Genomic DNA, 24,686 nt, shown 5'->3' on the forward strand with positions numbered 1-24,686 from the left:
CTCTATAAACATAATAGAAAACGCTCTTTTTTTTCGCTAATAAAATAAAGAACTAGGTCAATGATTGATCGGCGATGAAAGAACTGTTTTTCGGGTATAAGGGTAAAGATGTCACTTTTAGAGAGGAGGATGCATCATGCATCGTTATCCGTTCACGAACTCCATTTGGCGTCAACATGATACTGGGACGCCGTACCCATCCCTTTCCGTTTCGGAATCGACCGAAGTCGTCGTCATCGGGGCAGGGATTGCGGGACTCGTCTGCGCCTATGAACTCCAAAAGCGAGGGAAACAAGTGACGCTTCTAGAAGCATTAGAGATTGGACATGGGACGACGGGACATACGACGGCAAAATGTTCCGTTCAACATGGCACGATTTATCATAAGCTGATTCGTCATTTTGATGAGTCCATCGCACGTTTATATTACGAGTTCAACTCAGAAGCGCTCATCTATCTAAAAAATCAAATTGAAGAAGGGTTTGACTGCGATTACGCGAATGAACAATCGTTTCTTTACTCTAGGGAACCGAACGAAGAACTTACTAAAGAACTGGATGCGTATCGTCGTTTGAAGATTGACGGAGGAGAAGCGACGGAAGAAGTGAGAAAGGCTCTCCCGTTCTCGATCGAGCAGGCGTTGGTGATCCATGACCAGGCTCAATTCCATCCCGTGAAATACTTACGTGAATTAGCGGAACGTTTTGTTCGTCTCGGAGGAAAGATTTATGAAAATTCTAGAGCGACGGAAGTGAGTCAGGGACCACGTCCAGTAGTCACTACATCTAACGGTAGAAGGGTACAGGGAAATCAAGTCGTGATTGCGACCCATTATCCATTCAATGACCTGCGCGGGTTATATGTGTCGAAATTTTCTGTTGAGCGATCGTATATTGTCGCCTGTGAATCGCGGAGTCGACCACTTAAAGGGATGTACTTAGAGGTAGGACAGAGCAAACGCTCGTTTCGGTCCTATGAGGAAAACGGAAAGACCTATTTACTAGTTGGCGGTGAAGGGCATACGGCGGGGCAAGTCACTGACACGCGTAACCGATATGATCGATTAGAGCATGATGCCCAGGCACATTTCGAAACGAATCGGGCATCCTATCGGTGGTCATCTCAAGATCTTGTCACCTTAGACGGGCTTCCTTATGTCGGCCAAATGTTCAAGCGAGAACCAGATCTCTTTGTGGCGACTGGCTTTTCGAAATGGGGGATGACGAACGGAATCGCTGCCGGCACCTTGCTCGCGGACCAACTCACAGGTCATGCGAACCGATTCGTTGAGCTGGTCTCACCGCTCCGTCAAACGGTTAAACCTAGTGATATCAGTGCATTTCTCAAAACAAACTTAGATACTGCCGCTCAATTCACGAAAGGGACAGTAAATCGGATGCTTGAACGAAAAGATGTACAAGACCTGCAGCTAGATGAGGGAGGGGTCGTACAAATTGATGGGAAGACCAAGGGCGTTTATCGAGATTTGGATAACCAGTGCCATGTCGTCACCCTGACGTGTACGCACCTCGGTTGTACAGTGAAATGGAACAATGCCGAGCGGTCATGGGATTGTCCATGCCACGGCTCTCGTTTCGATGCAAAAGGGGCTGTATTAGAGGGTCCTGCCACAAAACCACTTTCCTACAGTAAGCGAGAAGATTTGTAAACTGGTGTAGGCAAAGGTTGACATCTATAATAAAGTAGAAAGGGAACAGAATAACACATAGGGGTGAAAGACAGATGGAAGTTACAAAAGAATGGCGTGAACATTTTAAGCAACTGCGTGCCTTCGACGAGGCGATCTCGCTCTTGTATTGGGACATGCGAACACAAATGCCGGAACAGTCGGCACCGCTTCGGGCAGAAACGATCGGTTATTTATCGACTGAGGCATTCAAACGACAGACGAGTGAGTCGTTCGCTTCATTACTAGAACGGATGGCAGATGAAAAGGATTTATCTGACGTCGAGGCGCGGTCACTTGAAATCGCGAAGACGCAATACGAACGGAATGCCAAGATTCCACACAATGAATATCAAGCTTATGTAACACTCGTATCGGAAGCCGAGACGGCGTGGGAAAAGGCGAAAGAACAGGATGACTGGGACATGTTCGCTCCATACCTTAAACAGATTATCGAATTCCAGAAAAAATTTGCGGAATATTTCGGCTATGAGAAACATCCGTACGACGCATTGCTCTATGATTTCGAACCGGGCATGACGGTCGAACTTTTAGACGAATTATTCGCCTCGCTCCGGGACGAACTTGTTCCTCTCATCCAGCAGCTCCCAAAAGAATCGCTCTCTATGGACTGGTCGATGCCGGCGGATGTCCAAGAAACCATTTGTCATGACTGGATGAATGTCGTCGCTTACGATTTATCACGTGGACGATTGGATGCGACAGTACATCCGTTCGAAATCACCATTAACCGCCGCGACGTTCGGATTACGACGAAGTATGATGAAGCAGATTTCAGAAATGCGCTGTTCGGTACGATGCATGAAGCGGGGCACGCGACGTATGAACAACAAATCGACCCGATGCTCGATGAACTCGGACTAGGCGGCGGTGCATCGATGGGGATTCATGAGTCCCAGTCGCTCTTCTTTGAGAACTTCATCGGACGAAGCGAAGCGTTCTTGCGTCGCGTCTATCCGAAACTACAATCGCTTCATCCGGTATACGATGCAATCGACTTCGACACTTTCTATCGAGGTGTGAATGAAGCGAAACCATCTCTGATTCGGATCGAGGCTGACGAATTGACATACAGTCTACACATCATCATCCGCTATGAGCTCGAGAAGGCACTCATCCAAGGGACGTTGTCTGTCGATGAGCTTCCTGCGGCATGGAATGAAAAGTATAAAGAGTATCTCGGACTCGATGTCCCGTCGAATGCCAAAGGAGTCCTCCAAGACGTCCATTGGGCAGGCGGTTCGTTTGGATACTTCCCGAGCTATGCCCTCGGATTGATTTATGCGGCCCAATTGACAGAAACGTTGAAATCAGATCTTCCCGAATTTGAGACATTGATTGCAGAAGGTGAAATTGAACCGGTCAAAGCGTGGCTACAGGAGAACGTTCATCAATATGGAAAACGTCTCACCCCGAACGAACTCATTCAACAAGTGACGGGTCAATCGATTTCGGTACAACCGCTCGTTCGATATTTGACGAAGAAATATCAAACAGTTGCCAAATGAAACGATTTGCACATCGTGGCGTGATGGCACATCGTCCGGAGAATACGATGTCGGCATTCAGGCTCGCACTCGAAACCGGAGCAGATGGGATTGAAACGGATGTCCATATGACAAAGGACGGCGTCCTCGTCCTCATCCATGACGAGACGCTCGAACGGACGACCGACGGAAGAGGGCAAGTTTCACTCTATACCTATAATGAGCTCAAACAGTTCAATGCCGGGGTACGTCATAGTCTAGAAGAACACATCCCTACGCTCGAGGAGCTGTTCGCCCTGGTGAAAGAGGAATCGGTCATTTTGAACTTAGAGGTGAAGACGGATGTCCATCGATATGAAGGAATCGAATCTCGCATCATCGAATCTATTGAATCCGCTGGAATTGATGCGACCCGCATTCTCTTTTCCTCATTCAATCATGAAACCATTCACCGATTGAAACAGATGAGACCGGATATCGAAGCGGCCATTCTGCTTGCACAGCCGCTTTATGACATTTCCGGATATCTTCGATTCGTCGGAGCGGATTCGGTCCACCCACACATCGATCGCATCACAGACGAAGAAGTACGCTCGTTGCAAGGTCGAGGGATTCCGATCAGACCGTATACGATTAAAACACAACATCAACTTGAACGTTGTATGGCGCTTCAAGTCGATGCCATCTTTGTCAATGATATCGAATGGGCAAACGAAACCACTTAGTCGCCGACTGAGTGGTTTTATATTTGGTTGGAAGGGAACTACATTTTATGTAAAGATAGCGCTTTCGTCCGTTAGCATATCGGAGCACATTCAGGGCATAGTGTCCCCTTTACGTCATAGTCGGATTGTCTTAAGTTTAAGATGTCACCGAGCTACATAGCAATCAGATGTAGCACACCATGTAGCACTGCATCACATTTGTTGTATGCAAGTCGTGGGTTACCAAAGATCAAAAGGAGGAAATTTCACATGAAGAAGTTGATGTCTTTACTGGGTACTCTAGCACTGGCTTTCGCTTTCGTCTTACCGGTTAGCGCTGATGGACATGAAAATGCGATGGTCCGTGTGCTACATGCTTCACCTGATGCTCCGGCAGTTGACGTGTACGTGGATGGGGAAGTCGCGGTCGAGGGAGCAGAATTCAAGGATCTCACAGACTACTTGACACTTCCAGCAGGGGATTACAACGTTGAAATCAAGCCGGCAGGTGACGCTGAAACAGTCGTCGTCGCAGCAGATCTCTCAATCGAGGCAGGCAAGTTCTATACGGCCGCTGCGATCGGTCAACTTGAAAACATCGAAATCGCCGCAATGGAAGACGATGCAAACTTCGAAGATGGTAAATCGAAAGTACGTGTCGCTCACTTCGCACCAGATGCACCAGCGGTTGATGTCGCACCTAAAGGTGGCGACCCACTCTTCTCAAACCTCGAGTTCAAAGCAGTAAGTGATTACGGCACACTCGATGCTGGAACGTATGACCTTGAAGTACGACCGGCTGGAGCGACTGACGTCGTCAAAGCACTTGACGGTGTTGCACTTGAAGGTGGCAAAAACTATACAGCATTCGCAATCGGACTCCTTGAAGGAGAACCAGCGTTTGAAGTCCTTCTCGCCGCTGATGGTGGGGAAATGGCAATGGCTCCTGAAACAGGACAAGGTGGTCTTGCTCAAACAGCTTCAATGAACTGGTTGCTCGCAGCAGCAGTGGTTGGAGCGGCAGCAGCTGGATTCTACGTCTTTCGTCGTCAGAAGCAAGACGCTTAAACTGATTTTCTTAGGAACAATCACATTTCTCGTATGGAGCGCTCAAGCGGAAGCTCCTGACAAACCGTTCGTGATGCCAACGGCTGAATTTGCCGAACCCCAGGTCTTGACCTCGAAGCAGGTAGATCGACAAACGTTTCATTCGAACAGTTTCGTCCCTGCCCGGCTGATCATTCCATCAATCGATGTTGATACATCGATTGAAGCGGTCGGGAAGGATGAGGCCGGAAGAATGGACACACCGTCTGACGTGAATCAAGTCGGTTGGTATCAATACGGAGCCAAAGCAGGCGCAACGGGGAATGTCGTCCTATCGGGTCATCTAGATGATCTGAATGGTCCAGCTATCTTTGCGAATCTGTATCAACTTCCGATCGGAGAACTGGTGACGCTCCAACGGAAAGACCAAGTCGCAACGTATGAAGTGGTCAGTGTGAAACAGTATCGCCTCGACCAAGTGCCGCTCGCTTCCATTTTTGCGGCGACTCAGTCAAAGCGGATTCAATTGATCACTTGTGCAGGACCGTATGACGAGAATCTTGGGTATCGGGACCGGATCGTGGTCACGGCCAACCTGATTGAAACGTGAAGATGAAGAGATGCTGACCGATGGGTCGCATCTCTTTTTTTCGCAAAAAACAGCCCTTCACCGTTAAGATGAAGGGCTATAGTCGGATTAAGCATCCATACGATCTAATAATTTTGAGAGTAAAATGAGTTCGTCATCTGAAAAATCAGTGAAGACATCCAGCAAATATTCAATCTTCATGCTCTCTAACGTCTCAAACAACTCACGACCTTCATCCGTTGCCTGAAGTTCAACGACACGGCGGTCACGCTCGCTGCGTTCGCGAGAGATCAACCCTTTTTTCGTCAACTCATCGGCAAGCGCAGTGATCATCGAAGCTGAAAATTGAAACTCATTTGACAGAGCAGAGGCGATTTGAGGACTCTGTTGACAAAGAGAACGTAGAATGAAGAATTCATTGCGGGTTAAATACTGTGAGAACATCGAACGGAGATTTTTTTTCACTCCACGATAGTTCATCCGGATACCACGTTCAGCGTCTGCAACGAGCTGTCGACGTGAAGCGGTCTGTACGGGTGTTGTCATCCTCGAAACTACCTCCTGGCGATAATATTATTCATATATACTTCAGTACATAAAAACATTCTACATTAAAAACATGTTGTCTGTAAAGTTATAGGGGCTCGTCTTTTGCCCGAATTTGCTGAATGATGTCTTCATAATGTTTCAAGTCCGGATAGAACCGTCTAAAGAAAAATTCAATCTGCGGATCGTCGCCTTCCGCTAACAATTTAGCGAGAACGGCATAGACGACACCCATGCCTTGTCTCGGTAACAGAGAAGATGGCAACAAGGTTGCGCATTGGACGGCTTGAGTATAGTAAGTCGAAAGTGTGTCATTCAAATCTTTGAACGTACGGATATCGGCGTAATGGAACATTCTGGTCAACTCGACGATGGCAGAGAGGTCCGTCTCGAGTAGCCATTCGCTCTGGAAGATCGCGTTGTCTAGTTTCTCGACCGTTTGATCATTTGCAATATAATAGTTGAGATTATCTCGGGTAATGGCCACTTTTTCAGGAGAGTCAAGAATCTGTTCGACCGTTTCTTGTTCGAATGTTCGCAACTGTTTTCGAATGTTCACGAACTCGGAGTCGGCAATCTCCAATAGACCAGCGACCCGGCTGAAACTTCTTTTGATTTCAGGAGGAACGGCATTCGGATTTTTGTAACCGAGGTCGTGTTCAATCTCGGCCCAGGCGTGTTGTAGGATCGAGCGGACTTGAATTTCCGCCTCTTTTTCTGCAAAACGGCGATATTCACCTAGAGCAAGTCGCTTTTCACTTAATTCTACGACATAATGGACAGACAGATATCCGAACTCATTGGAGTCGAGCAACGTCGACTTATCGATGGACTGTTCACGGTCGATGGTGAATTCATCTTCTAAAATTTGCGCAACGGCGCGTACGTCGTCATGAAAGTATGTCACGATCCGTATCCCGGCCAAGTCTTGTACGTCACGTAAGGAACGATATTGATAAGGCTTGCGTGAGAGTTTGGCATATAGACTGTCCGCCTCTTTGGCACGGGCGACGATTGAATGGAACTGGATGCCGGCTTCTGTCAACAATTCACTGAGGAGCGCTTTCAGCTTTGTGGCAAACGCTTCATAGTCTTCTTTCTCATTCAAATATTCAAGCATGATTGTATTTAAGTCTTGTTTTGGCACAGAACTCACTCCTTTTCTCTATCCATAGTATAGCATCACATGTCTGAAACGATATGATAGCATGTATAAGGAGTGAAATAGAAAGAGGTGGGATGGATGCATACATTCCGTTCAGGTGAGAGAGAGAAAGTCGAAATTATCGCTGGATTATTACTACAAGCTGGATATCGCATATCTCGTATCCGCACTGTCGATTCCCAGTTCGTAGTGACCGCTCGATTAGAGGGTAGGACTCAAAGAGAAGGGGAGTACGATCGAATCGAGGGAATCGTGCATCATTTCGACATCGAAGAATGGATCACGAACGAAGAAAGGGATTGATTGTATGTTTATCACCTCATTTTTCGGGAATAACAAAAACAGTGAATTACATGACTGTGAACGTTGAGGAGGATGGGGCATGTTAGAGACAAGAGTAGTGAATGATATGACGACGGTGGACCATGAAGTGAATGAGATGGTGTCAGGCGGATGTGTGAATGAGCATATCTATTTGTTCGCCAAAGATGAGGAATTGACCGTTCGATTGGCAGCAGAGTCCGGAGTACAACCATATCGAATTCCGGAAAAAGGAATGTTCGAGTCGTTGCTCTCGAAATTCACGAGCAATTCAGAAGATCGCATGGAACAGATGGAGAGTCTTGGACTCACAAAAGAGATGGTAGATTCACTCGAACGTGAAATCAAAGATGGTAAAATCGTGTTAGTTTGCGATAAATAAAAAATGGACCGATTTTTCCGGTCCATTTTTTATTTTGCTTTGTAATAGGCATTCACGATGCGACGTAACGATTTTTGATCGAGACGGAGCGGAGCGAATCCAGCATCCTGTAGCAATTGTTTCGTGTTGTCGTCACGGAACGTGATATTCCGGTTCAAATACGGATTGAACACTTTCACCATATCGTTGAACGACTGTTCGACTGAGCTGAGTGTCGATGTCGGTGTCTCCGTGATTGTTAAATGCGGGAATGCTAACGACTCTTTCATATAGTCGAGCATCGTTTCATTTTTTGGTGGTGCGTCGTTTGTCACGTTATAGATTGTACCCGCCTTCGCATGCTCGATGGCAGCGAGGAGTACATCCGCGACATAATCGACAGGGACAAGGTTTGATGTACCTGTCGCTGAGCCAATCAATCGAATCGAATCGACGTCATGCCCACGTCGTTCCAATTTCCGTTTGAACAGTTCGAGAGCACGCATATATCCGTACATCGTAAATTTTGAGTCAGCCTCTCCTGTTTTCGAGTCTCCGACGATGATGGCCGGTCGGAAGATTGACACATCAAGCTCATCCCGTGACTCCCAGACCGCCTGCTCGGCGTGTGCCTTGCTTTCTTCATACGGATTCAAAAAAGATTGCGACACGTCGTACAGTGTTTCCCCGCCAACTTCTTTAGCGCCAAGTGTGTAGGCCGTACTCACGTGGAAAAAGCGACGGCAGTCAATCAGCTTGGTCAAGCGAAGGGCCTCTTTCGTCCCGGTCAAATTGGTCTCGAACAATTCATCGCGCAATTCTTCATCGAATTTGACGAGTGCAGCCATGTGTAGGAATAAATCAATCTTCCCTCTATATGTCTCGATGAACGCTTCATTAGCACCGAGCGCATGTGACGTCAAATCGCCTGGTAACACATCAATCGACTTTTGTTCTTCAGCGGTGAATTGTGCCTGTACCTTCTCCGGTGTTCGCGCCAACATGCAGACGCGATGCCCCCGCTGAATCAATTCTTTGGCGAGTCGCCCTCCTAAAAATCCGGTTCCACCAGTCATAAAAATATGCAATCGCGTTCTCCCTCTCTGTGACATTCTTTACCCATCATATCAACTCTTGTCGCATGTAGCCACTTTGCCTTTGCTGAAATTCCATGTTTAGAAAAAATCGAACTCGGTTATGAACTATAGAGAAGCGTACGAACGGTGCGTAAAGACAGCTTGCCTGTCAAATCTATTGAAGTGAGGTTTTAACGAATCATGGCAAATCTATTCGGAACAGACAAGGATGACGCAAAAAAGAAGCAACAAGATATTGAGAAAACGGTACAAGAGAAAAACATCACCCAAATCCATCTCTATTTCTCAGATGTTCTCGGTGATTTAAAACTCTTGACGCTTTCGGCAAAATTGTTGCCTGAAGTCTTTGAGGGAAAAACGATGTTTGACGGTTCTTCAATCAACGGGTTCTCTTCCATCAAAAACTCAGACTTATTCTTGAGACCGGATTTAGATCGTCCACGGTATGAGCAAGACGGCGAGGAAAATATTTTGGCATTCTTCTGTGACGTATGCACTCCGGAGGGAGAGCGATATGAATACGACCCACGTAATGTATTGAAGGATGCACTTGAACGTGCAGCACGTGATGGCTACTCGGTATTCGTCGGGGCAGAGCCGGAATTCTTCATCTTTGACGAGAACGGAGAATTTTATGACGAGGCGGGATATTTCTCGACACGTTCAGAGGATAAAGGATATGAAGTGCGACAGCACATCGCGAACCGTCTAAGCGGTGTCGGGTTCAACATTGAGGCTGTTCACCATGAAGTCGCTCCTGCGCAACATGAGATTGGCATCAAGTATGATGACGCACTCCATACGGCGGATAACATTCAGTTCTTTAAAGAAATCGTCAAGATTGCGGCGAAGGAGAAAGGGGCATCCGTCTCATTCTTGCCAAAACCGTTGCGTGATGTGAATGGTTCTGGAATGCACTTGAACATCTCTGTCTGGAAGAATGATGGGTCTGGAAATCCGACGACCAACGCGTTCGACGAAGTCGATGCGGATTACGGATTGTCGAAAACGGCGCGTCATTTCATCGAGGGAATCTTGAAGCATGCCCGTGCCACAGCAATCTTCACGAATCCACTACCGGAATCATACGAGCGTCTCGTTCCTGGATTCGAGGCACCTGTCAATATATGCTGGAGCCCATCGAACCGCAGTTCGATGATTCGAATCCCCGCTTCCCGTGGAAGTGCGACTCGTGTAGAGGTCCGAAATCCTGACCCGAGTGCGAACCCATATTTGGCACTTGCCGCGCTCATTTATGCGGGACTTGAAGGAATCGAGCAACAGCTCGTTCCGTCTTCTCCGAACGAGGATGACTTGTTCGAGTATTCTGCGAAGCAAATCGAGAGCCAAGGAATCGCATCACTGCCTGCGACATTCCATGAATCGATTCAGTCACTGAAACAAGACAACTTCCATGACTACTTTAACCACAATATGATCGATCGCTACTTGTCACTCATTCAAGTGCGAAAATAAAAATGACGCCAGCCGATTGAATCGGCTGGCGTTTTTGATGATTAATGGATCCCACGCATATACACTTTGATTTTCGGTGCAAGTGCGAACAGAATCAAGCTTAAGATGATGGCGACGCCACCGATCACGCCGAAATAGAGCATCTCATTCTCAGGCGTGTAGAACTTGACCAGCTGTGCGTTGATCCCTTGCGCAGCAGCGTTCGATAAGAACCAGAGCGACATCGTTTGAGCCGAGAAGGCAGCTGGTGCGAGTTTTGTCGTGGCCGACAAACCGACCGGTGACAAACTGAGTTCTCCCAACACGACGATGAAATAGCTCAAGACGAGCCATAATGGGCTGACGAGGGCATCCGGACCACTGAAGTATGCTGGGAGCAGGATGACCAAGAAACTGATTCCGGCAAATAAGATCCCGAAAGCAAACTTCGTTGGAATGCTCGGTTCGCGGTCACCAAGTCGGACCCATAACCAAGCGAAGACAGGTGCCAGTAAGATGATGAACAGTGGGTTCAGTGATTGGAACCATGCTGGTGACAACGTGAATCCAAAGAACTCTAAGTCAGTCCGTGTATCAGCATAGCTCGCCAAAATCGTTGCACCCTGCTCTTGGATCGCCCAGAACATGACGGAGGCGATGAAGAGCGGAATGTAGGCGATGATTCGCGAGCGCTCGACCTCTGTCGTTTTCGGACTGCGATACATGATGATGAAGTAAATCGTCGGGATCGCAATACCGAACACCCCGACGAGTGAAATGAACGTATTGATCGTGAACCATCCGAGTGGAATCAAAATTGCAAGCAAAATGGCAATTCCGATGGTGACAATGCTGACGATTTTTATTGTTTTCTTTTTCTCATCAGGCGTCAACGGATTCGGTACATACGAACCAGCTAAGCCGAGGTTCGTTTTTCGTGTCAATACGAAGACGACGAGTCCAACGAACATCCCGATTGCCGCGAGCGCAAAGCCCCAGTGGAATCCATAGTCTTTTTGCACTTGACCGACGATGAGTGGTGAAATGAACGCACCCAAGTTGATTCCCATGTAGAAGATACTGAATCCAGCGTCACGACGGCGATCCGTCTCGCTGTACATGTCTCCGACGATACTTGATACGTTTGGTTTCAATAATCCGGTACCAATGACGATCAGCGCCATGGAGATAAACAGGAAGACGACGCTACCTGGAATCGAGAGGACGATGTGTCCGAGCATGATGAACACACCACCGTAGAATACCGCGCGAGACGTCCCGAAAATCCGGTCTGCAAGCCATCCCCCAATGACCCCGGACATATAGACGAGCGCGCCGTATACGGACATGATTGAGAGTGCGACGTTTCGGTCGAGACCGAGTCCTCCCTCAGAGACTTCATAGTACATATAGAATACGAGGATGGCCCGCATGCCATAGTACGAGAAACGTTCCCAAAACTCAGTGAAGAATAAAGTGAACAACCCCTTCGGTTGTCCGAAGAAGCCTTTTTGTGGAACACTATCCACGATTGTTTGTTTATCGATCCTTTCCATGAAAGATCCCTCCTTAACCGTTTTATCATAAAAAGGATTATTATGATTGTAAAGTGAATTGAATGATAATTTCAAATTTTAATAAAGATGTCAAGAATGAAAAGACCACACTTCCGAAATCAGAGAGTGTGGTAAATGAGTGATTATGCCGTCTTTTGCTTTGCTTCCGTCGCTTGGACATGACGTCCGAGCTGCCAATAGATGATGCCTGATAAACAACTCGCTCCACCGATGAGAATCAAAGCGATGTGTCCGGCACGATTGTCAAAAAAGACACTTGCGATGATCGGTGCCGTGACACCACCGATCAACCATTGGATACTCGCTGCACCGTTATAGGCACCACGCATATTCTCCGGTGCGATCAAGGCGATGAATGTCTGCTGAACAGGGGACATGATCATCTCACCTAACGTATAAAACGCATATACGGCGAGTAAGATCCCGACGAGTGGCACGTATGGGGTATCGAGTGCGAACAAGGCTCTAGGCACAATCGCAAGCAAGATCATACCGATACCAAATACGGTCGCTCCTGCTAACATGACCTTACCGAACGGCTTGTTCCCGAGTTTTGAAGCAATCGGGAACTGGAAAAGAACTACCATGATTCCATTCAGTGCTAACAGATACGGGAATGGGTTCTGTTGTGCGGTATACGTCGGGAGCGATTCTTTTAAAAAGAGTGGTAGCATGCTCTCGACGACGGAGAATCCCATTGATATGAATATACCCGCAAAGATGAAGACGAGAAACACGCGATCGTTATAAAAGACGCGCAACACTTCTCGGTTGCTTGGAGTCTCATCTTCCGTAAACTCGGGCAACGACTCATGTATGAACGTGCCGAGCGCAATCGCATATAGTCCAAAGACGAATGCCGCCGCAAAGAATATGAGCTCGCGGTCGATGAACAGCACCGCACTACCAAGAAGTGGACCGAATGCAGCGCCGATGTTATGTCCCATCCGTAAAAGTCCGAACGCTTCGTTCATATGCTCTGGCTCCGTGACATCGGCGACCATCGCGCTTGCGGCAGGGTGGAAGAGCGAGTTCGTCAGTCCGAGCATCGCGTTCAATAAAAGAAGCGGCCAGAACGAGTCGGCGAACGCAAATCCGATGAGGGCAAGTGCGTCCCCAATGATGGCGATCATCATGATTGGTTTTCGACCATACAGGTCTGCTAGACGTCCTCCGATCATCGAACCGAGGAGCGCCATGATTGGGCCAGTCGCCATGATGATTCCGACTTGAAGGTAGCTATCTAACTGGTCACTATAGTAGAGAACAAGGAATGGGGCAATCATGAACATCATAATTCCCGTAATCGTCTCCCCTAAAAAACGAATCCAAATGTTGCGGTCGAGCCGCTTGAGTGATTGAAACATACAGGTCACCTGCTTTATTTAATTTTAGACACAAAAGGGACGTCATATGCATAAAGGCATACGACGTCCCACGTTGTTTATGCATGCCTCGATAGGCAGGCGTCTTAGATATGAATCAATCGAAGAGGTGCCTGCCAATCAGTATGAACTTGAGTGAATGGTTTCGAAGATACTACTGACATGGGAACCTCTCCTTTCTGTTAATTGTGTTCTTCTCCTCAACTGTATGACACATTTCCTCAATGTGTCAACAAATTTATGAGGTGAATCAAAGTAATTCGTTTAGATTTTTTCGGTTCAGTCGATAATCGATGAGGCGAGACAAGACGACTTGAATCATGTTCGTGATCGGCACGCTCACGAACATCCCGATGAGGCCGAACAGGCTTCCTCCGATGATAATCGATGTGATGACCCAAAATGGTGTGATGCCGACACTATCTCCGAGAATCTTCGGTCCGAGCCACAATCCGTCAAACTGCTGTAACAAGAAGATGAACAAGAGTACCAAGACGGCGGTGAACGGATCATAAAAATAGGTGATGATAAACGCCGGGATCATCCCGAGTAGCGGTCCGACATATGGGATGAAGTTTAGGACGCCGACGATGACTCCGAGAAGTAGGGCATATGGGGCCCCGATGATCAAGAGTCCGATGACTGCTAGCACTCCAATAATCAGACAGTCGAGTGACTTCCCAATGATATATCGCTTAAAGATATAATCCATCTCTTGAAAGATATCGATTGTCGTCTTCGCAGTGCCGACGGGTAATAGCGCATAGAGAAGACGCTTAAACATACGAGCGAAGACTTCTTTGTCCTTTAACAAATAGATGGAGATGACAATCCCAATCAAGAAGTTGATCAATGTCATTGTAAAACTAGAGACATAACTAACGGAAGAGAGGACGGCCGTCTCGACCCATCCAGAGTAACGATCCTCGAAGCGCGCAAAATCAATCGCTTGGGCGATCGTCGCGTTATAGTCTTTCAAGTAATTGTTCACTTCACCTAAAAACACGTCGATTTGACGGATATAAACCGGTAACTCATTGATGAGTGATGACAGACTCGAGTAAATCCGCGGGAACAACGTGACGACCGAAATCGCCAAGATGCCGATGAACGTGATATAGACGATGAGTAGTCCTTGATATCGCTTCAAGTGGAACCGTTCTTCAATATAAGAGAGTACGGTGTTGAGTAACAAGGCGATGGCGATCCCCATGATGATAGGGGTCAGTAACTGAAACGTGTATTGTAAGACACGCGAGATGGTATCCGGTTCACTGATGACCCGCCATAAGACGAGCAAAATCAGTCCGATTACACTCAGTTTCCAAATAAGTTGACGATTAAGCTCCAATGCTCTATCCCCTCATACAAATATAATTTTTCTACTCTTTTACTATGAATGTTTTTTGAAAAGGATTCAATAGATGTTCTCTTTGAAAAAAATGTTTGACACCGTTGGGAATGTCTGGTTAACTTAGGGGCATACAAAAATTACATAACGAATGACACTTTCTATCAAGAGAAGCGGAGGGACTGGCCCGATGAAGCTTCAGCAACAGATTGCAAAATACTGTGCTAATTCCAGCAAGGTGACCTTGAGAGATGGAAAGGTGGTTGACTACATACGTCTGTATCGAGCACCCCTTTCCTCAGAAAGGGGTGTTTTTTCGTATTAGGAGGACCCATCATGGCAGACAGACGTTCCAAGTTATTAAAATCATTACCGACACAACACTTTGTCGGATTAGCAGAAGAAGTCGCGGCAGTCGAGGCGAGTGGCAAGACCGTCATCCGACTCGGACAAGGCACACCCGACTTACCGACACCAGCTCCGATCTGTGAGGCACTGGAACGAGCATTGACCGACCCGACGACCCATCAATACGGACCGTTCCGGGGACAGGCTCGATTAAAAGAAGCTGTGGCCGCATTCTATCAACGTGAATACGGAGTCGACCTCGACCCAGCAAAAGAAGTGGCGATTTTGATTGGCAGCAAATCGGGTCTCATCACGTTGCCTCAGTGTCTTCTTGAGCCGGGTGAAGGCATCTTGCTCCCGAACCCTGGCTATCCCGATTATATCTCGGGAGCGCGTCTCGCCGGAGCGGACATCATCGATTTGACGTTGAAGGAAGAGCACGGCTATCTCCCGGATTACACCACGCTCGATCCGCTTCATGCACGACTCATGTATTTGAACTACCCGAGCAATCCGACCGGCGCTGTCGCGACGCCAGCCTTCTTTGAGGAGACGGTTAAATTCGCCACAAACCATGATCTGATGGTCGTACACGATTTCGCCTATGGAAGTATTGGCTTTGATGGGCATGTCCCGCCAAGTTTTCTCCAAGCAGACGGGGCAAAAGAAATCGGGATTGAGGTGTATACGATGTCGAAGGCGTTCAACATGTCGGGATGGCGTGTCGCGTTCGCAGTCGGAAATGCAGATATCATCGAGGCGATCAATACGTACCAAGATCATGTCCACGTCTCTGTGTTCTCTGCCATTCAAGAGGCAGCCATCGTGGCGTTAGAATCCCCGCGTGACATACGTGACGACCTAGCCTCGCTTTACGAAACAAGACGAAACCGATTGATTGATAGGTTACGCCGGGCAGGGTGGGAGATTGAGGCACCAAAAGGTTCTTTCTTCGTATGGGCGAGAGTGCCTGAAGGCGATGCAAAATCATTTTCGACGAAGTTACTACATGAGGCGGGCGTCGCCGTCACACCGGGCTACTTTTTTGGAACGGAGGGGGAACACCACATCCGCTTTGGTCTCGTGTCGTCTGAACAGAAGATTGATGAAGCGGTAGAACGGATTGAGAGACTGTTTGCAGCCTATGAGGAGGTCCATCAATGATTCGACAAGCGGTGCTGGAATACGACCATTCGAACGATGCGCTCGATCAACTTTACTCACTGATTGGGAATCGGGATGCACTCGTTTTGAAAGGATTTAACGGATACGGTGAAGCGATTCGCGTGTCTCCTCGTCTAGCAGAAATTCCGAGCGTACGATTCAAGGGGGAATGTTCAGACGAAGAAGTCGAACGACTAAAAGCGCATCGACCTGACGTCTGGATTGCCGTCGGTGGCGGTAAATTGATTGATACGGCGAAGCGGATTGCATTTACCCAGTCGGTCCCGCTCATCGTCATTCCGACACTTGTGTCAAACTGTGCCGCCTTCACCCCGCTCAGCGTGATCTATGGAGAAGACGGTACATATTTACGATATGATACGTTCCCCGTCGTCATCGAGCGCGTCATCGCGGATGAACGACTGTTACGTGATTCACCTTACGACTATTTTAAGGCTGGTGTCATCGATACGGTCGCAAAGTGGTTCGAGGCTCGATATATTAGCGGAACAACATCAAGGGACGCAGGGATTCAATCGGGGCTCTCACTTGCGGCGCAATGCGGAGCGTTGATGGATTTGTCCATTCGTGAAGATGATTTTCGCCATTATGGCAGGGACATCCGATCTATCGTCGATCATGTCCTCGCCATCGGTGGTGCCGTTGGTGGATTCGGTGACGCCGGCACCCGAGTCGCCGTCGCCCATGCGGTGCATAACGCACTCAGTCGTTTTGATTCGACGCATCATTGGTTGCACGGGGACAAGGTAGGCTTCGGGCTGATCGTTCAAGAACGATTGACCTCATCCGAAGACGCCTCATTCCTCGAAAATTGGCTACAAGCGATTGCCGCTCCGACGTCACTTGACCAACTTGGGATTCGATTTGACCAAATCGATGAGTTGGTCGATTATGTCGTCGAAGAAATGACGATTCAAGGCATTCACAAGGTTGAAGATGCAGAACGATTAAAAGAAATTTTAAGAAATCTTCAAGAAATAGTTTACAAATAATTCTTTTATCAGTAATATAATAACAAAATAATAGAACCGATTGCTTATCAAGAGTGGTGGAGGGACTGGCCCGATGAAACCCGGCAACCAGATCAGAAATGATCATGGTGCTAATTCCAACAGACGAGACGTCTGGGAGATGAGCGTGTCCGACTTTCACGTGTCGTGCCCGCCGCTCTTTTTGAGTAGCGGGCTTTTCATTTGGAGGAGGAATCATTCATGAACATTAAACAAAAAACCATTTTGGCAGGTACATCTATCCTTGCGGCCATCGCACTCTCGGCGTGCGGACAATCCGAGGCGAGCGAGACGCTAAGCACGAAAGAGCTAACGATCGGCGTGACTGGTGGACCACACGAGCAAATCGCCGAGAAAGTACAGGAGCTCGCAAAAGAAGATGGGCTCGAAATCGATATCAAAGTATTTAATGATTACAACACCCCGAACACCGCTCTCGACGAAGGAAGTCTCGACGTGAACAGCTATCAGACGCTCTCGTTCCTCGAACTGCAAAAAGCGGACAAGGGATATAAGATTGACGACGTCTTCAAGACGGTCGCTTTCCCGATGGGGCTCTATTCAGAGAAGTTGACGGATATCAAGGACTTAAAGGAGGGCGATAAAGTAGCCGTCCCGAACGACCCGGCGAACGAGCTCCGTGCGCTACGATTATACGAAACGGCCGGACTCATCACGTTAAAAGAAGGATTGACGGATAAAGCGACGAAGCGCGACATTGCTGAGAATCCGCTCAACCTCGAATTTATTGAACTTGAAGCATCCCAACTGCCGACGCAACTCCCGGAAGTGGCACTCGCAGCCATCAACACGAACTTCGCGATGGGAGCGGGTCTATCCATTAATGAAGATGCCCTCTTCCATGAAGATACGGTCGATAACCCGTATCCGAACTATGTCGTCGTCCGTTCAGCCAATAAAGAAGATGAAGTCGTGAAGACGCTGAAGTCTTACTATCATTCAGATGAAGTACGTGCCTTCATCGAAGAAGAATTCAATGGTTCGGTCGTGCCGGCATTCTAAGGAGGGGTCTTATGATTGAACTGAAACAAATCACCAAGGAGTTCAAGGTCAACGGAGACACGATCACGGCACTTGATGATGTCACCCTCACGATTGAGAGAGGCGAAATCTTCGGAATCATCGGACGAAGTGGTGCCGGTAAGAGTACGCTCATCCGGATGATCAATCTTTTGGAGCGCCCGACATCAGGCGTAGTCGAGATTGAGGGACAAGATATCACGCTCCTCAAAAAGAAAGGGTTGTCGACGTTACGCCAGCGAATCGGTATGATCTTTCAGCACTACAACCTGCTGAAGACTGCGACCGTCGAAGAGAATGTCGCCATCCCGCTTCGTCTCGAAGGTCTCGGGAAGCAGGTCATCCGTGAACGGGTCGACCGCTATCTCCAAATCGTCGGACTGAGCGAACATCGGAACCATTACCCTGAACAATTGTCAGGTGGACAGAAACAACGTGTCGCCATTGCGCGAGCGCTCGCCCACGAGCCTGATATTCTCCTCAGTGATGAGGCGACAAGTGCACTCGACCCTGAGACGACCGAGTCGATTTTAGAGTTACTGCTCGAAATCAATCGCGAGCTCGGATTGACGATTTTCTTGATCACACATGAGATGGAAGTCATCGAACGAATCTGTGACCGGGTCGCCGTCATCGATCGTGGCCAAATCGTTGAACAAGGACACGTACTAGACGTCTTCTCCAATCCGTCACACGAGACGACCCAGAAGTTTCTTAAGACAAACCTCGACGTGCCGGAAGAAGTCGTCTCGGAACTCCAGACTCGGGGAACGCTCGTCCACTTGTCGTTCATCGGCAGTCAGACAGAACAAGCAGTCCTGGCCCAATTGACCAAGCGGTTCGGCATCCTTCCGAACATCATCGGAGGCGGAATCAAGAAGTTAAAGGCGGGGCTTGTCGGAAACTTACTTGTCCATCTTGACGGGGATCATGATCAAACGGAACTCGCCGTCCGTTATTTGAAGACGAGCGGCGTACATGTGAGGGAGGTGTCAAACCATGCAACAGTTTTGGACAGACTGGGGTGACTTAATCTGGACAGGAACGGTTCAAACGTTGACGATGACGAGCATCGCGCTTTTGATCTCGACCTTGATCGGATTGCCGCTCGGGACGTTGCTCGTTTTGACGAGACCGAATGGCAGACTCGCAAACCGATTCGTCTATGGTGGCTTATCGAGCGTTATCAACGTCATCCGTTCCATCCCGTTCATCATTCTGTTGTTCTTCATCTTGCCGTTCACACGGTTCATCATGGGGACGACAATCGGCGTGCAGGGCGTCTTGCTCCCCTTGATCGTCTTCACCGCCCCGTATATTGCGCGACTCATGGAGTCGGCACTACTCGAAGTCGACCGCGGGGTCATCGAGGCGTATGAAGCGATGGGCATCGCGACGAGAAAAATCATCTGGTATGTGTTAATCCGTGAAGCACGTTCTTCTATCGTTCTCGGATTGACGATTGCGACAATTGGATTGATTGGAGCGACGGCGATGGCGGGACTCGTCGGAGCAGGTGGACTGGGGGACATCGCCTATCAATACGGACACCTTCGTTTCGAACCGGAAGTCATGTACGTGACCATTTTCGTCCTCATCCTCCTCGTTCAGTCCATCCAATCCTTCGGGAATCGACTGGCGGCAAAATTGAAAAAGGCATAAAAAGAATCGTGTCGTGAAAGCGACACGATTTATGCGTTATGGAGCAGACGTTTCAGTTCAGCGATGCGGTCATGTCTCGGGATGAACGTCCGAATCTCTTTTTCACTGAAACCGACCTGGATGCGATGATGGTCGAAGACGATCGGACTTTTCAGGATTTGAGGATTCGAGGCGACGAAGCTATATAGCTCACGAATCGACATCTCATCTAGTTTCTCTGCCGCTTGTTTATAGACACTCTTTTGGACCGACAACAAGTCCGTCGTCCCATTTTCCGTCAGGCTTAACATCTCTTTGAATTCTCCGAAGGATAAACCTTGGTCTGTCAATTTCTTTTCGATGAAGGGAATCTTTTGTTCCCGTAACCAATCAATCGTTTTTCTGGAAGAACTGCAGCTCGTATGCGTGAATACTGTGACCGTCACGACAACCACTTCTCCTTTACATCAGTTTGGTTCTAACTATTATCTCCTTTTATACGTTCGAGTACGTGATTATGTTTCAAATCACATACAGTTTCTTTTGATTGAGGACGATTACGTTCGGGTTCAGATTTCATGAGTATCGAACAAAGTGTATGATTGTTCTACCATCCGCTCATGAAACGTGAGCGGATTTTTTTCGTATAGGATAGTTAGATAATGGTAAAATTGGATGAGGAGATTAGAGGAGGGGATATTTTGTACAAAAGAGGAATCATGATGTTACTGAGTGCTTCATTTTTAAGCTCATGTGGGGCATCTAATATAGAAGTCATTCAACTAGATTACATAGAGGATCAATGGAATGTGGAAAGCTATTCAAAAGAAGGAGAGATGATTAAAGTTCATGAGTCAAAAGAAGTATTGGCTGCATGCGTTGGGGAGCGTGCAACCGAATTAAAGGGTGACATCACGGTATATCAAACGGCGATTGCAGGGAGAACCGAGCCTATTTCAACCATGACCCCATATACGATGAAAGTCGTGACGTACTTAGAAGGTGACGAACGGTATGTCGTATGTCGTGAAAGTTACACCAATCAATTGATGGCGGAAGCGATTGACTCGTTTCCAGACTTTGTGAATACAAGTGACGGAATTCGACTTCCCCGACTCCCTCGTATTCATCAGACATCTTCCGCGTTACAAGACAAGTTGGTGGAAGCAGAAGGATTGGATTTTGACGGGAATTCCATCACCCCGTTCCCGCATACGTTACTGGAAATCGAACCGGCGCTCTACGGCGAACTTGAAATGAAACTTGATGGCAAGGTGATCCGTTATCCGATTGCGCAGTTCGAGCCGCGAGGATTTGAGATGCCGAATCAACAGATTGCCATCGGATATGATAAAAAGAGGTTTCGTCCATATATTCTCTACTCGTTTGACGGTCAATTTTTCATGCCTCAACCGATTGAGTTTGATGAGTTAGAGGACCCGGAGTCAAAAGAGAATACCGTCTTTTCCGAGTTAGAGATCGAGACTGTCGCTACAGTTCGCCAACTGAACGAAGGAGAGGAGTATCAGTTCTATACTTTTTCGTATCTGAAAAACGGGAAACGTGTGACCGAAACGATGACGATTCGATTCGCTCCTGGCTTGTTGTTAAAAGAAGGAGAAGAACCAGATCCGATGTTTGAGGATTGGTTGCCTGTTGAAGAAGCCGGGCCAAGGGTCATCGTCCATCGCAAACCATACGATGGAGGGGCGATGGAATTCGCAGAATATAGTGAGGCCACGATAGAGGAAGCGAAAGAATTGTTCGACATCATCAATCAGGCAGACCCCGTCGATCGCCGCGGAGAAGATTCAGAATATCGATATTTGACTTTATCAGACGGTTGGAAGGGTCAAGTATTCGAAATCAGCTATCAAAAGCGTTCGAAAAAAGTTGATATCTATTTAACGGACTCGCTCCGCGACCAAACATATAAATTATCGAGCGAAGGAGCGGAGGCATTCTTAGACACGTTTCCGCGTCTAAGGGAAACATTATGAAACGAATCTTTTTATTTATTTGCTGTATTGGTTTGTTGACAGGTTGTGATGATGAACAGATGGATGTCGTAAAGCTAGATTACATATCGGAGCATTGGAATGTGAAAGAGATGAATTCTGGTCGGATGGATGCCAAGTCGGAGACGTGGGCGAGTGATTTACTCGATGCGTGTTCCGGGAATGCAATTTCACGAATCGAAGAGGACGTCACCGTCTATCGCTCGTATGAATTGAATCGCAAATTCGATGATGCATATAAAATCGTGATGTATATGGAAGGAGATCGACCATATGCCGTTTGCTATGACAGTGCTTCTGAACAAATAAAGGCGGAAAAGATAGATGAATTCCCTTACTTCGTTCATACGGAAGAAGGGACCGACATCTTGAGTACGCCGACGATTCGCACGGGTACACATGAAGAATTGAAACAAATGGAACAAAAAGACCAAGGTCATTACTATGCTGCGCCCGTCCGTCTCCTCGAAGGGACGATGATTCATGTGACACCTTCATTATATGGCCAAATCGATTTATCGATTGGAGATCAACAAGGACTGTTCCCCATTTCACATTTAGAGCCATTTAGTGCCCAATCGGAAGAAGTGGGAATCGCGCTCGGGTATGACGAACAATCGAAAGAAGCGTATTTTCACTATGAGAAAAATGATGGATTGACGACCCTGCTTCCTTTAGTCGTGTGGAATGAAAAAGAGCATAAACACGAGCCGATTCAATTCGAAGGGCTACAAGTAGAACAGGTACTTCGGGAAGACATTCTTGAACCGGGTGTCAAGATGCCTCTCTACACGTTCTCCTTCATTGAAGATGGGAAACGTGTGAATGAGGAGGTCAGTTTAACTTATTTGAATGGTGAATTTTCGACACAAGATCCTGTTCAAAACGCGAGCGATTCAAATGGTCCATTCGTTTATGTTCATGAGAAGCCATTAAACGGCGCGCTCGACATTCAGTACCCAAACGTGCTGATGGCTGAAGAGAACGACATATCAGATCTGATGAATGAGATTGATGACGCAATACCTGTCAAACGTGCTGGAGATGTGACTGACTATTCGCGTCTTACGATCGTCGATGGTTGGGGTGCTCAAGAATTTCAGTTAAGTTTCAAGGAACGATCTCAAAAAATCGATGTTTATCTGACGGACTCGCTTCGCGATCAAACATTCAAACTATCAAGCAAAGGAGCGGAACGATTCTTGGATCTATTTCCGGAGGTGAAAGAGTCATGATGAAACGAATGCTATTGATGTTAAGCACAGTCGGGATTTTGTCGGGTTGTGTTGGCGAACAGATGGATGTCGTAAAGTTGGACTATATGCCCGAGCAATGGAACGTGGGCGATTTGTATTCGAATCAGATGGATGCCGAGTCGGAGACATGGTCGACTGCAATTCTCGGCGCTTGTACGGGTGAACCGCTCACTCAGATCGAGGGGGATGTAACGGTTTTCAATTCATATGCGGTGAATCGGAAAGTCATGATATCAGATTATGATCCGAGCTCATATAAATTAGTGACATTCTTGAAAGGAAAAGAAAACTACACCATTTGCTATGACGGAGACTATTCCAACATGAAATTAGGGAAGATTGATGAATTACCGGACTTCCTTGATTTATCAGCAGGTATCGAAGTTCCGAACGTCCCGAAAATGAAAGCGGGTACGAAAGAGGAAGAAGAAGTCGCAGAACAGAGTGACCCATCCGAGTACCTGGGGATGCCCATCAACCTGTTCAAAGACACGATGGTTCATTTGACCTCTCCTTTGAATGGCGCGATTGCGTTAACAGTAGGTGAACAGGAAGGAATCTTTCCCCTCTCGACCATTGAACCATATAATGCGCAAATGGGAACCGCAAAGATTGCACTCGGATATAATGACAAATTGGAAGCCGCTCACTTTTACTTCGAAACTACGAACGGAACGACATCTATTCAACCGTTCCTTGTATGGGATGAGAAAGAGAGCGCACATGTCCCCATCCAGTTCGAAGGATTACAAGTCGAACGGGTCCTCCAGACGGATACGTTAGAGCCGGGGGTTAAGACACCGCTTTACATATTCTCATACATGAAAAATGGAAAGCGTGTGAAAGAAGAAGTCAGCTTGACGTACACGAAGGGCGAGTTTGCCACGAAAGAGTCCATTAAAGAATCTACTGAAGCAGGACTCATTGCAAATCCTTCCGTTCCGCGAGGTCCGTTCTTCTTTCTCCATAAAAAACCGTTAGATGCGGAGGCTACATTGAATTATCCGGATACATTGCGTGCAGCTGGCACCGACATGTCTGATTTGATGAACGCATTTGAGGAGGCAGAACCGGTGGATCGAGCTGGAGAAGTGGGGGACTATCCCCTTCTCACCATCATCGAGGGATGGAAAGGGCAAGAGTTTCAGTTAAGCTTCCAGAAACGGTCTAAAAAAGTAGATGTCTATGTGACGGATGAAACACGAAACCAAACGTTCAAACTGAGCAGTGCAGGGGCGGAAACGTTTTTCTCCTATTTCCCTGATTTAGATGAGTGAAAGGCGCCCCTCGGTGTCTTTTTATTTGGTAAATACTTCAAATCCAAGATATTGACCTTCTGTATAAAAAGAGAGTAATGGTATGTTATAGGATACGTTACACTGAAATTCACGATT

At 47.4% G+C, this 24,686-nt stretch carries 23 protein-coding genes and 2 riboswitches; of the genes, 16 read left to right on the forward strand and 7 right to left on the reverse strand.

Annotated features, from left to right (window positions below; genetic code table 11):
- Positions 1 to 136 precede the first annotated feature (136 nt).
- The 5 genes from KNO69_RS06325 to KNO69_RS06345 all read left to right on the forward strand — a co-directional run bounded on the left by KNO69_RS06325 (position 137) and on the right by KNO69_RS06345 (position 5,556).
- Entirely contained in the window at positions 137 to 1,669 is a 1,533-nt protein-coding gene (locus tag KNO69_RS06325) for an FAD-dependent oxidoreductase (protein WP_214816797.1), read from the forward strand.
- Between the two features lie 74 nt (positions 1,670 to 1,743).
- The gene (locus KNO69_RS06330) at positions 1,744 to 3,216 is read left to right on the forward strand and encodes a carboxypeptidase M32 (RefSeq protein WP_214816800.1); all 1,473 of its coding nucleotides are present in this window, start codon (positions 1,744 to 1,746) and stop codon (positions 3,214 to 3,216) included.
- Positions 3,213 to 3,920 (forward strand): glycerophosphodiester phosphodiesterase, encoded by a 708-nt coding sequence (locus KNO69_RS06335; protein ID WP_214816803.1) that lies wholly within the window; start codon positions 3,213 to 3,215, stop codon positions 3,918 to 3,920. The genes KNO69_RS06330 and KNO69_RS06335 overlap by 4 nt, the downstream gene beginning before the upstream one ends.
- 249 nt (positions 3,921 to 4,169) lie before the next feature.
- Positions 4,170 to 4,967 carry a DUF4397 domain-containing protein gene (locus KNO69_RS06340; protein ID WP_012726359.1) on the forward strand — a complete coding sequence of 266 codons (798 nt, stop codon included), beginning with the start codon at positions 4,170 to 4,172 and terminating at the stop codon, positions 4,965 to 4,967.
- Complete coding sequence (locus KNO69_RS06345; protein WP_251124877.1) at positions 4,912 to 5,556, forward strand: class F sortase; 645 nt, start codon at positions 4,912 to 4,914, stop codon at positions 5,554 to 5,556. Before KNO69_RS06340 ends, KNO69_RS06345 begins: the two co-directional genes overlap by 56 nt.
- Before the next feature lie 87 nt (positions 5,557 to 5,643).
- On the opposite strand, the gene KNO69_RS06350 is transcribed toward KNO69_RS06345, so the two are convergent.
- Entirely contained in the window at positions 5,644 to 6,081 is a 438-nt protein-coding gene (locus KNO69_RS06350; protein WP_214816805.1) for a MarR family winged helix-turn-helix transcriptional regulator, read from the reverse strand.
- A gap of 88 nt (positions 6,082 to 6,169) precedes the next feature.
- A complete protein-coding gene (locus KNO69_RS06355; protein WP_240499823.1) occupies positions 6,170 to 7,228 on the reverse strand; it encodes a GTP pyrophosphokinase in 1,059 nt (352 codons plus the stop codon).
- 96 nt (positions 7,229 to 7,324) lie between these two features.
- On the opposite strand from KNO69_RS06355, the gene KNO69_RS06360 reads away from it, so the two are divergent.
- Together KNO69_RS06360 and KNO69_RS06365 are read left to right on the forward strand one after the other, a co-directional pair.
- Complete coding sequence (locus tag KNO69_RS06360) at positions 7,325 to 7,549, forward strand: hypothetical protein (RefSeq protein WP_214816808.1); 225 nt, start codon at positions 7,325 to 7,327, stop codon at positions 7,547 to 7,549.
- A 79-nt stretch (positions 7,550 to 7,628) separates the two neighbouring features.
- Positions 7,629 to 7,949 carry a YflT domain-containing protein gene (locus KNO69_RS06365; protein ID WP_012726354.1) on the forward strand — a complete coding sequence of 107 codons (321 nt, stop codon included), beginning with the start codon at positions 7,629 to 7,631 and terminating at the stop codon, positions 7,947 to 7,949.
- Positions 7,950 to 7,978: 29 nt separating this feature from the next.
- Here KNO69_RS06365 and KNO69_RS06370 read toward each other — a convergent pair whose 3' ends face one another.
- Complete coding sequence (locus tag KNO69_RS06370; RefSeq protein ID WP_214816812.1) at positions 7,979 to 9,016, reverse strand: SDR family oxidoreductase; 1,038 nt, start codon at positions 9,014 to 9,016, stop codon at positions 7,979 to 7,981.
- Positions 9,017 to 9,205: 189 nt separating this feature from the next.
- Between KNO69_RS06370 and KNO69_RS06375 the strand changes: the two genes are divergently transcribed.
- Positions 9,206 to 10,501, forward strand: a complete 1,296-nt coding sequence (locus KNO69_RS06375) for a glutamine synthetase family protein (RefSeq protein ID WP_214816814.1) — start codon at positions 9,206 to 9,208, stop codon at positions 10,499 to 10,501.
- A 41-nt stretch (positions 10,502 to 10,542) separates the two neighbouring features.
- On the opposite strand, the gene KNO69_RS06380 is transcribed toward KNO69_RS06375, so the two are convergent.
- The 3 genes from KNO69_RS06380 to KNO69_RS06390 form a co-directional block, all read right to left on the reverse strand.
- Complete coding sequence (locus tag KNO69_RS06380; RefSeq protein ID WP_047795295.1) at positions 10,543 to 12,036, reverse strand: peptide MFS transporter; 1,494 nt, start codon at positions 12,034 to 12,036, stop codon at positions 10,543 to 10,545.
- 143 nt (positions 12,037 to 12,179) lie between these two features.
- Positions 12,180 to 13,424: an MDR family MFS transporter gene (locus tag KNO69_RS06385; RefSeq protein ID WP_031423648.1), complete on the reverse strand. Its 1,245-nt coding sequence runs from the start codon at positions 13,422 to 13,424 to the stop codon at positions 12,180 to 12,182.
- A 268-nt stretch (positions 13,425 to 13,692) separates the two neighbouring features.
- Complete coding sequence (locus tag KNO69_RS06390; RefSeq protein WP_214816817.1) at positions 13,693 to 14,793, reverse strand: AI-2E family transporter; 1,101 nt, start codon at positions 14,791 to 14,793, stop codon at positions 13,693 to 13,695.
- A gap of 158 nt (positions 14,794 to 14,951) precedes the next feature.
- A riboswitch (SAM riboswitch) is annotated at positions 14,952 to 15,051 on the forward strand.
- A gap of 78 nt (positions 15,052 to 15,129) precedes the next feature.
- On the opposite strand from KNO69_RS06390, the gene KNO69_RS06395 reads away from it, so the two are divergent.
- From KNO69_RS06395 to KNO69_RS06415, 5 genes are all read left to right on the forward strand, one after another.
- Complete coding sequence (locus KNO69_RS06395) at positions 15,130 to 16,305, forward strand: aminotransferase class I/II-fold pyridoxal phosphate-dependent enzyme (RefSeq protein ID WP_214816819.1); 1,176 nt, start codon at positions 15,130 to 15,132, stop codon at positions 16,303 to 16,305.
- Positions 16,302 to 17,318, forward strand: coding sequence for an iron-containing alcohol dehydrogenase (locus tag KNO69_RS06400; RefSeq protein ID WP_214816821.1), 1,017 nt, complete (start codon positions 16,302 to 16,304; stop codon positions 17,316 to 17,318). Before KNO69_RS06395 ends, KNO69_RS06400 begins: the two co-directional genes overlap by 4 nt.
- A 41-nt stretch (positions 17,319 to 17,359) precedes the next feature.
- A riboswitch (SAM riboswitch) is annotated at positions 17,360 to 17,464 on the forward strand.
- A gap of 73 nt (positions 17,465 to 17,537) precedes the next feature.
- Positions 17,538 to 18,359 carry a MetQ/NlpA family ABC transporter substrate-binding protein gene (locus KNO69_RS06405; protein WP_214812613.1) on the forward strand — a complete coding sequence of 274 codons (822 nt, stop codon included), beginning with the start codon at positions 17,538 to 17,540 and terminating at the stop codon, positions 18,357 to 18,359.
- Positions 18,360 to 18,370: 11 nt separating this feature from the next.
- Positions 18,371 to 19,405: a methionine ABC transporter ATP-binding protein gene (locus KNO69_RS06410; RefSeq protein WP_214816823.1), complete on the forward strand. Its 1,035-nt coding sequence runs from the start codon at positions 18,371 to 18,373 to the stop codon at positions 19,403 to 19,405.
- Positions 19,377 to 20,039, forward strand: a complete 663-nt coding sequence (locus KNO69_RS06415; RefSeq protein WP_214816825.1) for a methionine ABC transporter permease — start codon at positions 19,377 to 19,379, stop codon at positions 20,037 to 20,039. Before KNO69_RS06410 ends, KNO69_RS06415 begins: the two co-directional genes overlap by 29 nt.
- A gap of 29 nt (positions 20,040 to 20,068) precedes the next feature.
- Here the strand turns inward: KNO69_RS06415 and KNO69_RS06420 are convergent, their stop codons facing one another.
- On the reverse strand, positions 20,069 to 20,464 hold the full coding sequence (locus KNO69_RS06420; protein WP_012726343.1) for a Spx/MgsR family RNA polymerase-binding regulatory protein: 396 nt from the start codon (positions 20,462 to 20,464) through the stop codon (positions 20,069 to 20,071).
- A gap of 255 nt (positions 20,465 to 20,719) precedes the next feature.
- Here KNO69_RS06420 and KNO69_RS06425 point away from each other — a divergent pair, with 255 nt between their 5' ends.
- The 3 genes from KNO69_RS06425 to KNO69_RS06435 are packed head-to-tail and all read left to right on the forward strand — an operon-like array spanning position 20,720 to position 24,569.
- On the forward strand, positions 20,720 to 22,018 hold the full coding sequence (locus tag KNO69_RS06425; protein WP_214816828.1) for a hypothetical protein: 1,299 nt from the start codon (positions 20,720 to 20,722) through the stop codon (positions 22,016 to 22,018).
- The gene (locus KNO69_RS06430; protein WP_214816831.1) at positions 22,015 to 23,271 is read left to right on the forward strand and encodes a hypothetical protein; all 1,257 of its coding nucleotides are present in this window, start codon (positions 22,015 to 22,017) and stop codon (positions 23,269 to 23,271) included. The genes KNO69_RS06425 and KNO69_RS06430 overlap by 4 nt, the downstream gene beginning before the upstream one ends.
- The gene (locus KNO69_RS06435) at positions 23,268 to 24,569 is read left to right on the forward strand and encodes a hypothetical protein (protein ID WP_214816834.1); all 1,302 of its coding nucleotides are present in this window, start codon (positions 23,268 to 23,270) and stop codon (positions 24,567 to 24,569) included. Before KNO69_RS06430 ends, KNO69_RS06435 begins: the two co-directional genes overlap by 4 nt.
- The last annotated feature ends 117 nt before the right edge of the window (positions 24,570 to 24,686 follow it).

The sequence above is a fragment of the Exiguobacterium sp. s131 genome (assembly GCF_018617345.1).
GTDB classification, from domain to species: Bacteria; Bacillota; Bacilli; order Exiguobacteriales; family Exiguobacteriaceae; genus Exiguobacterium; species Exiguobacterium profundum.

Bases quoted from the DNA above. Each gene is read 5' to 3' on its own strand.
- KNO69_RS06325 (WP_214816797.1), top strand. From the start codon at position 137: ATGCATCGTTATCCGTTCACGAACTCCATTTGGCGTCAACATGATACT.
- KNO69_RS06330 (WP_214816800.1), top strand. From the start codon at position 1,744: ATGGAAGTTACAAAAGAATGGCGTGAACATTTTAAGCAACTGCGTGCC.
- KNO69_RS06335 (WP_214816803.1), top strand. From the start codon at position 3,213: ATGAAACGATTTGCACATCGTGGCGTGATGGCACATCGTCCGGAGAAT.
- KNO69_RS06340 (WP_012726359.1), top strand. From the start codon at position 4,170: ATGAAGAAGTTGATGTCTTTACTGGGTACTCTAGCACTGGCTTTCGCT.
- KNO69_RS06350 (WP_214816805.1), bottom strand. From the start codon at position 6,081: ATGACAACACCCGTACAGACCGCTTCACGTCGACAGCTCGTTGCAGAC.
- KNO69_RS06360 (WP_214816808.1), top strand. From the start codon at position 7,325: ATGCATACATTCCGTTCAGGTGAGAGAGAGAAAGTCGAAATTATCGCT.
- KNO69_RS06365 (WP_012726354.1), top strand. From the start codon at position 7,629: ATGTTAGAGACAAGAGTAGTGAATGATATGACGACGGTGGACCATGAA.
- KNO69_RS06375 (WP_214816814.1), top strand. From the start codon at position 9,206: ATGGCAAATCTATTCGGAACAGACAAGGATGACGCAAAAAAGAAGCAA.
- KNO69_RS06380 (WP_047795295.1), bottom strand. From the start codon at position 12,036: ATGGAAAGGATCGATAAACAAACAATCGTGGATAGTGTTCCACAAAAA.
- KNO69_RS06385 (WP_031423648.1), bottom strand. From the start codon at position 13,424: ATGTTTCAATCACTCAAGCGGCTCGACCGCAACATTTGGATTCGTTTT.
- KNO69_RS06395 (WP_214816819.1), top strand. From the start codon at position 15,130: ATGGCAGACAGACGTTCCAAGTTATTAAAATCATTACCGACACAACAC.
- KNO69_RS06400 (WP_214816821.1), top strand. From the start codon at position 16,302: ATGATTCGACAAGCGGTGCTGGAATACGACCATTCGAACGATGCGCTC.
- KNO69_RS06405 (WP_214812613.1), top strand. From the start codon at position 17,538: ATGAACATTAAACAAAAAACCATTTTGGCAGGTACATCTATCCTTGCG.
- KNO69_RS06410 (WP_214816823.1), top strand. From the start codon at position 18,371: ATGATTGAACTGAAACAAATCACCAAGGAGTTCAAGGTCAACGGAGAC.
- KNO69_RS06415 (WP_214816825.1), top strand. From the start codon at position 19,377: ATGCAACAGTTTTGGACAGACTGGGGTGACTTAATCTGGACAGGAACG.
- KNO69_RS06430 (WP_214816831.1), top strand. From the start codon at position 22,015: ATGAAACGAATCTTTTTATTTATTTGCTGTATTGGTTTGTTGACAGGT.
- KNO69_RS06435 (WP_214816834.1), top strand. From the start codon at position 23,268: ATGATGAAACGAATGCTATTGATGTTAAGCACAGTCGGGATTTTGTCG.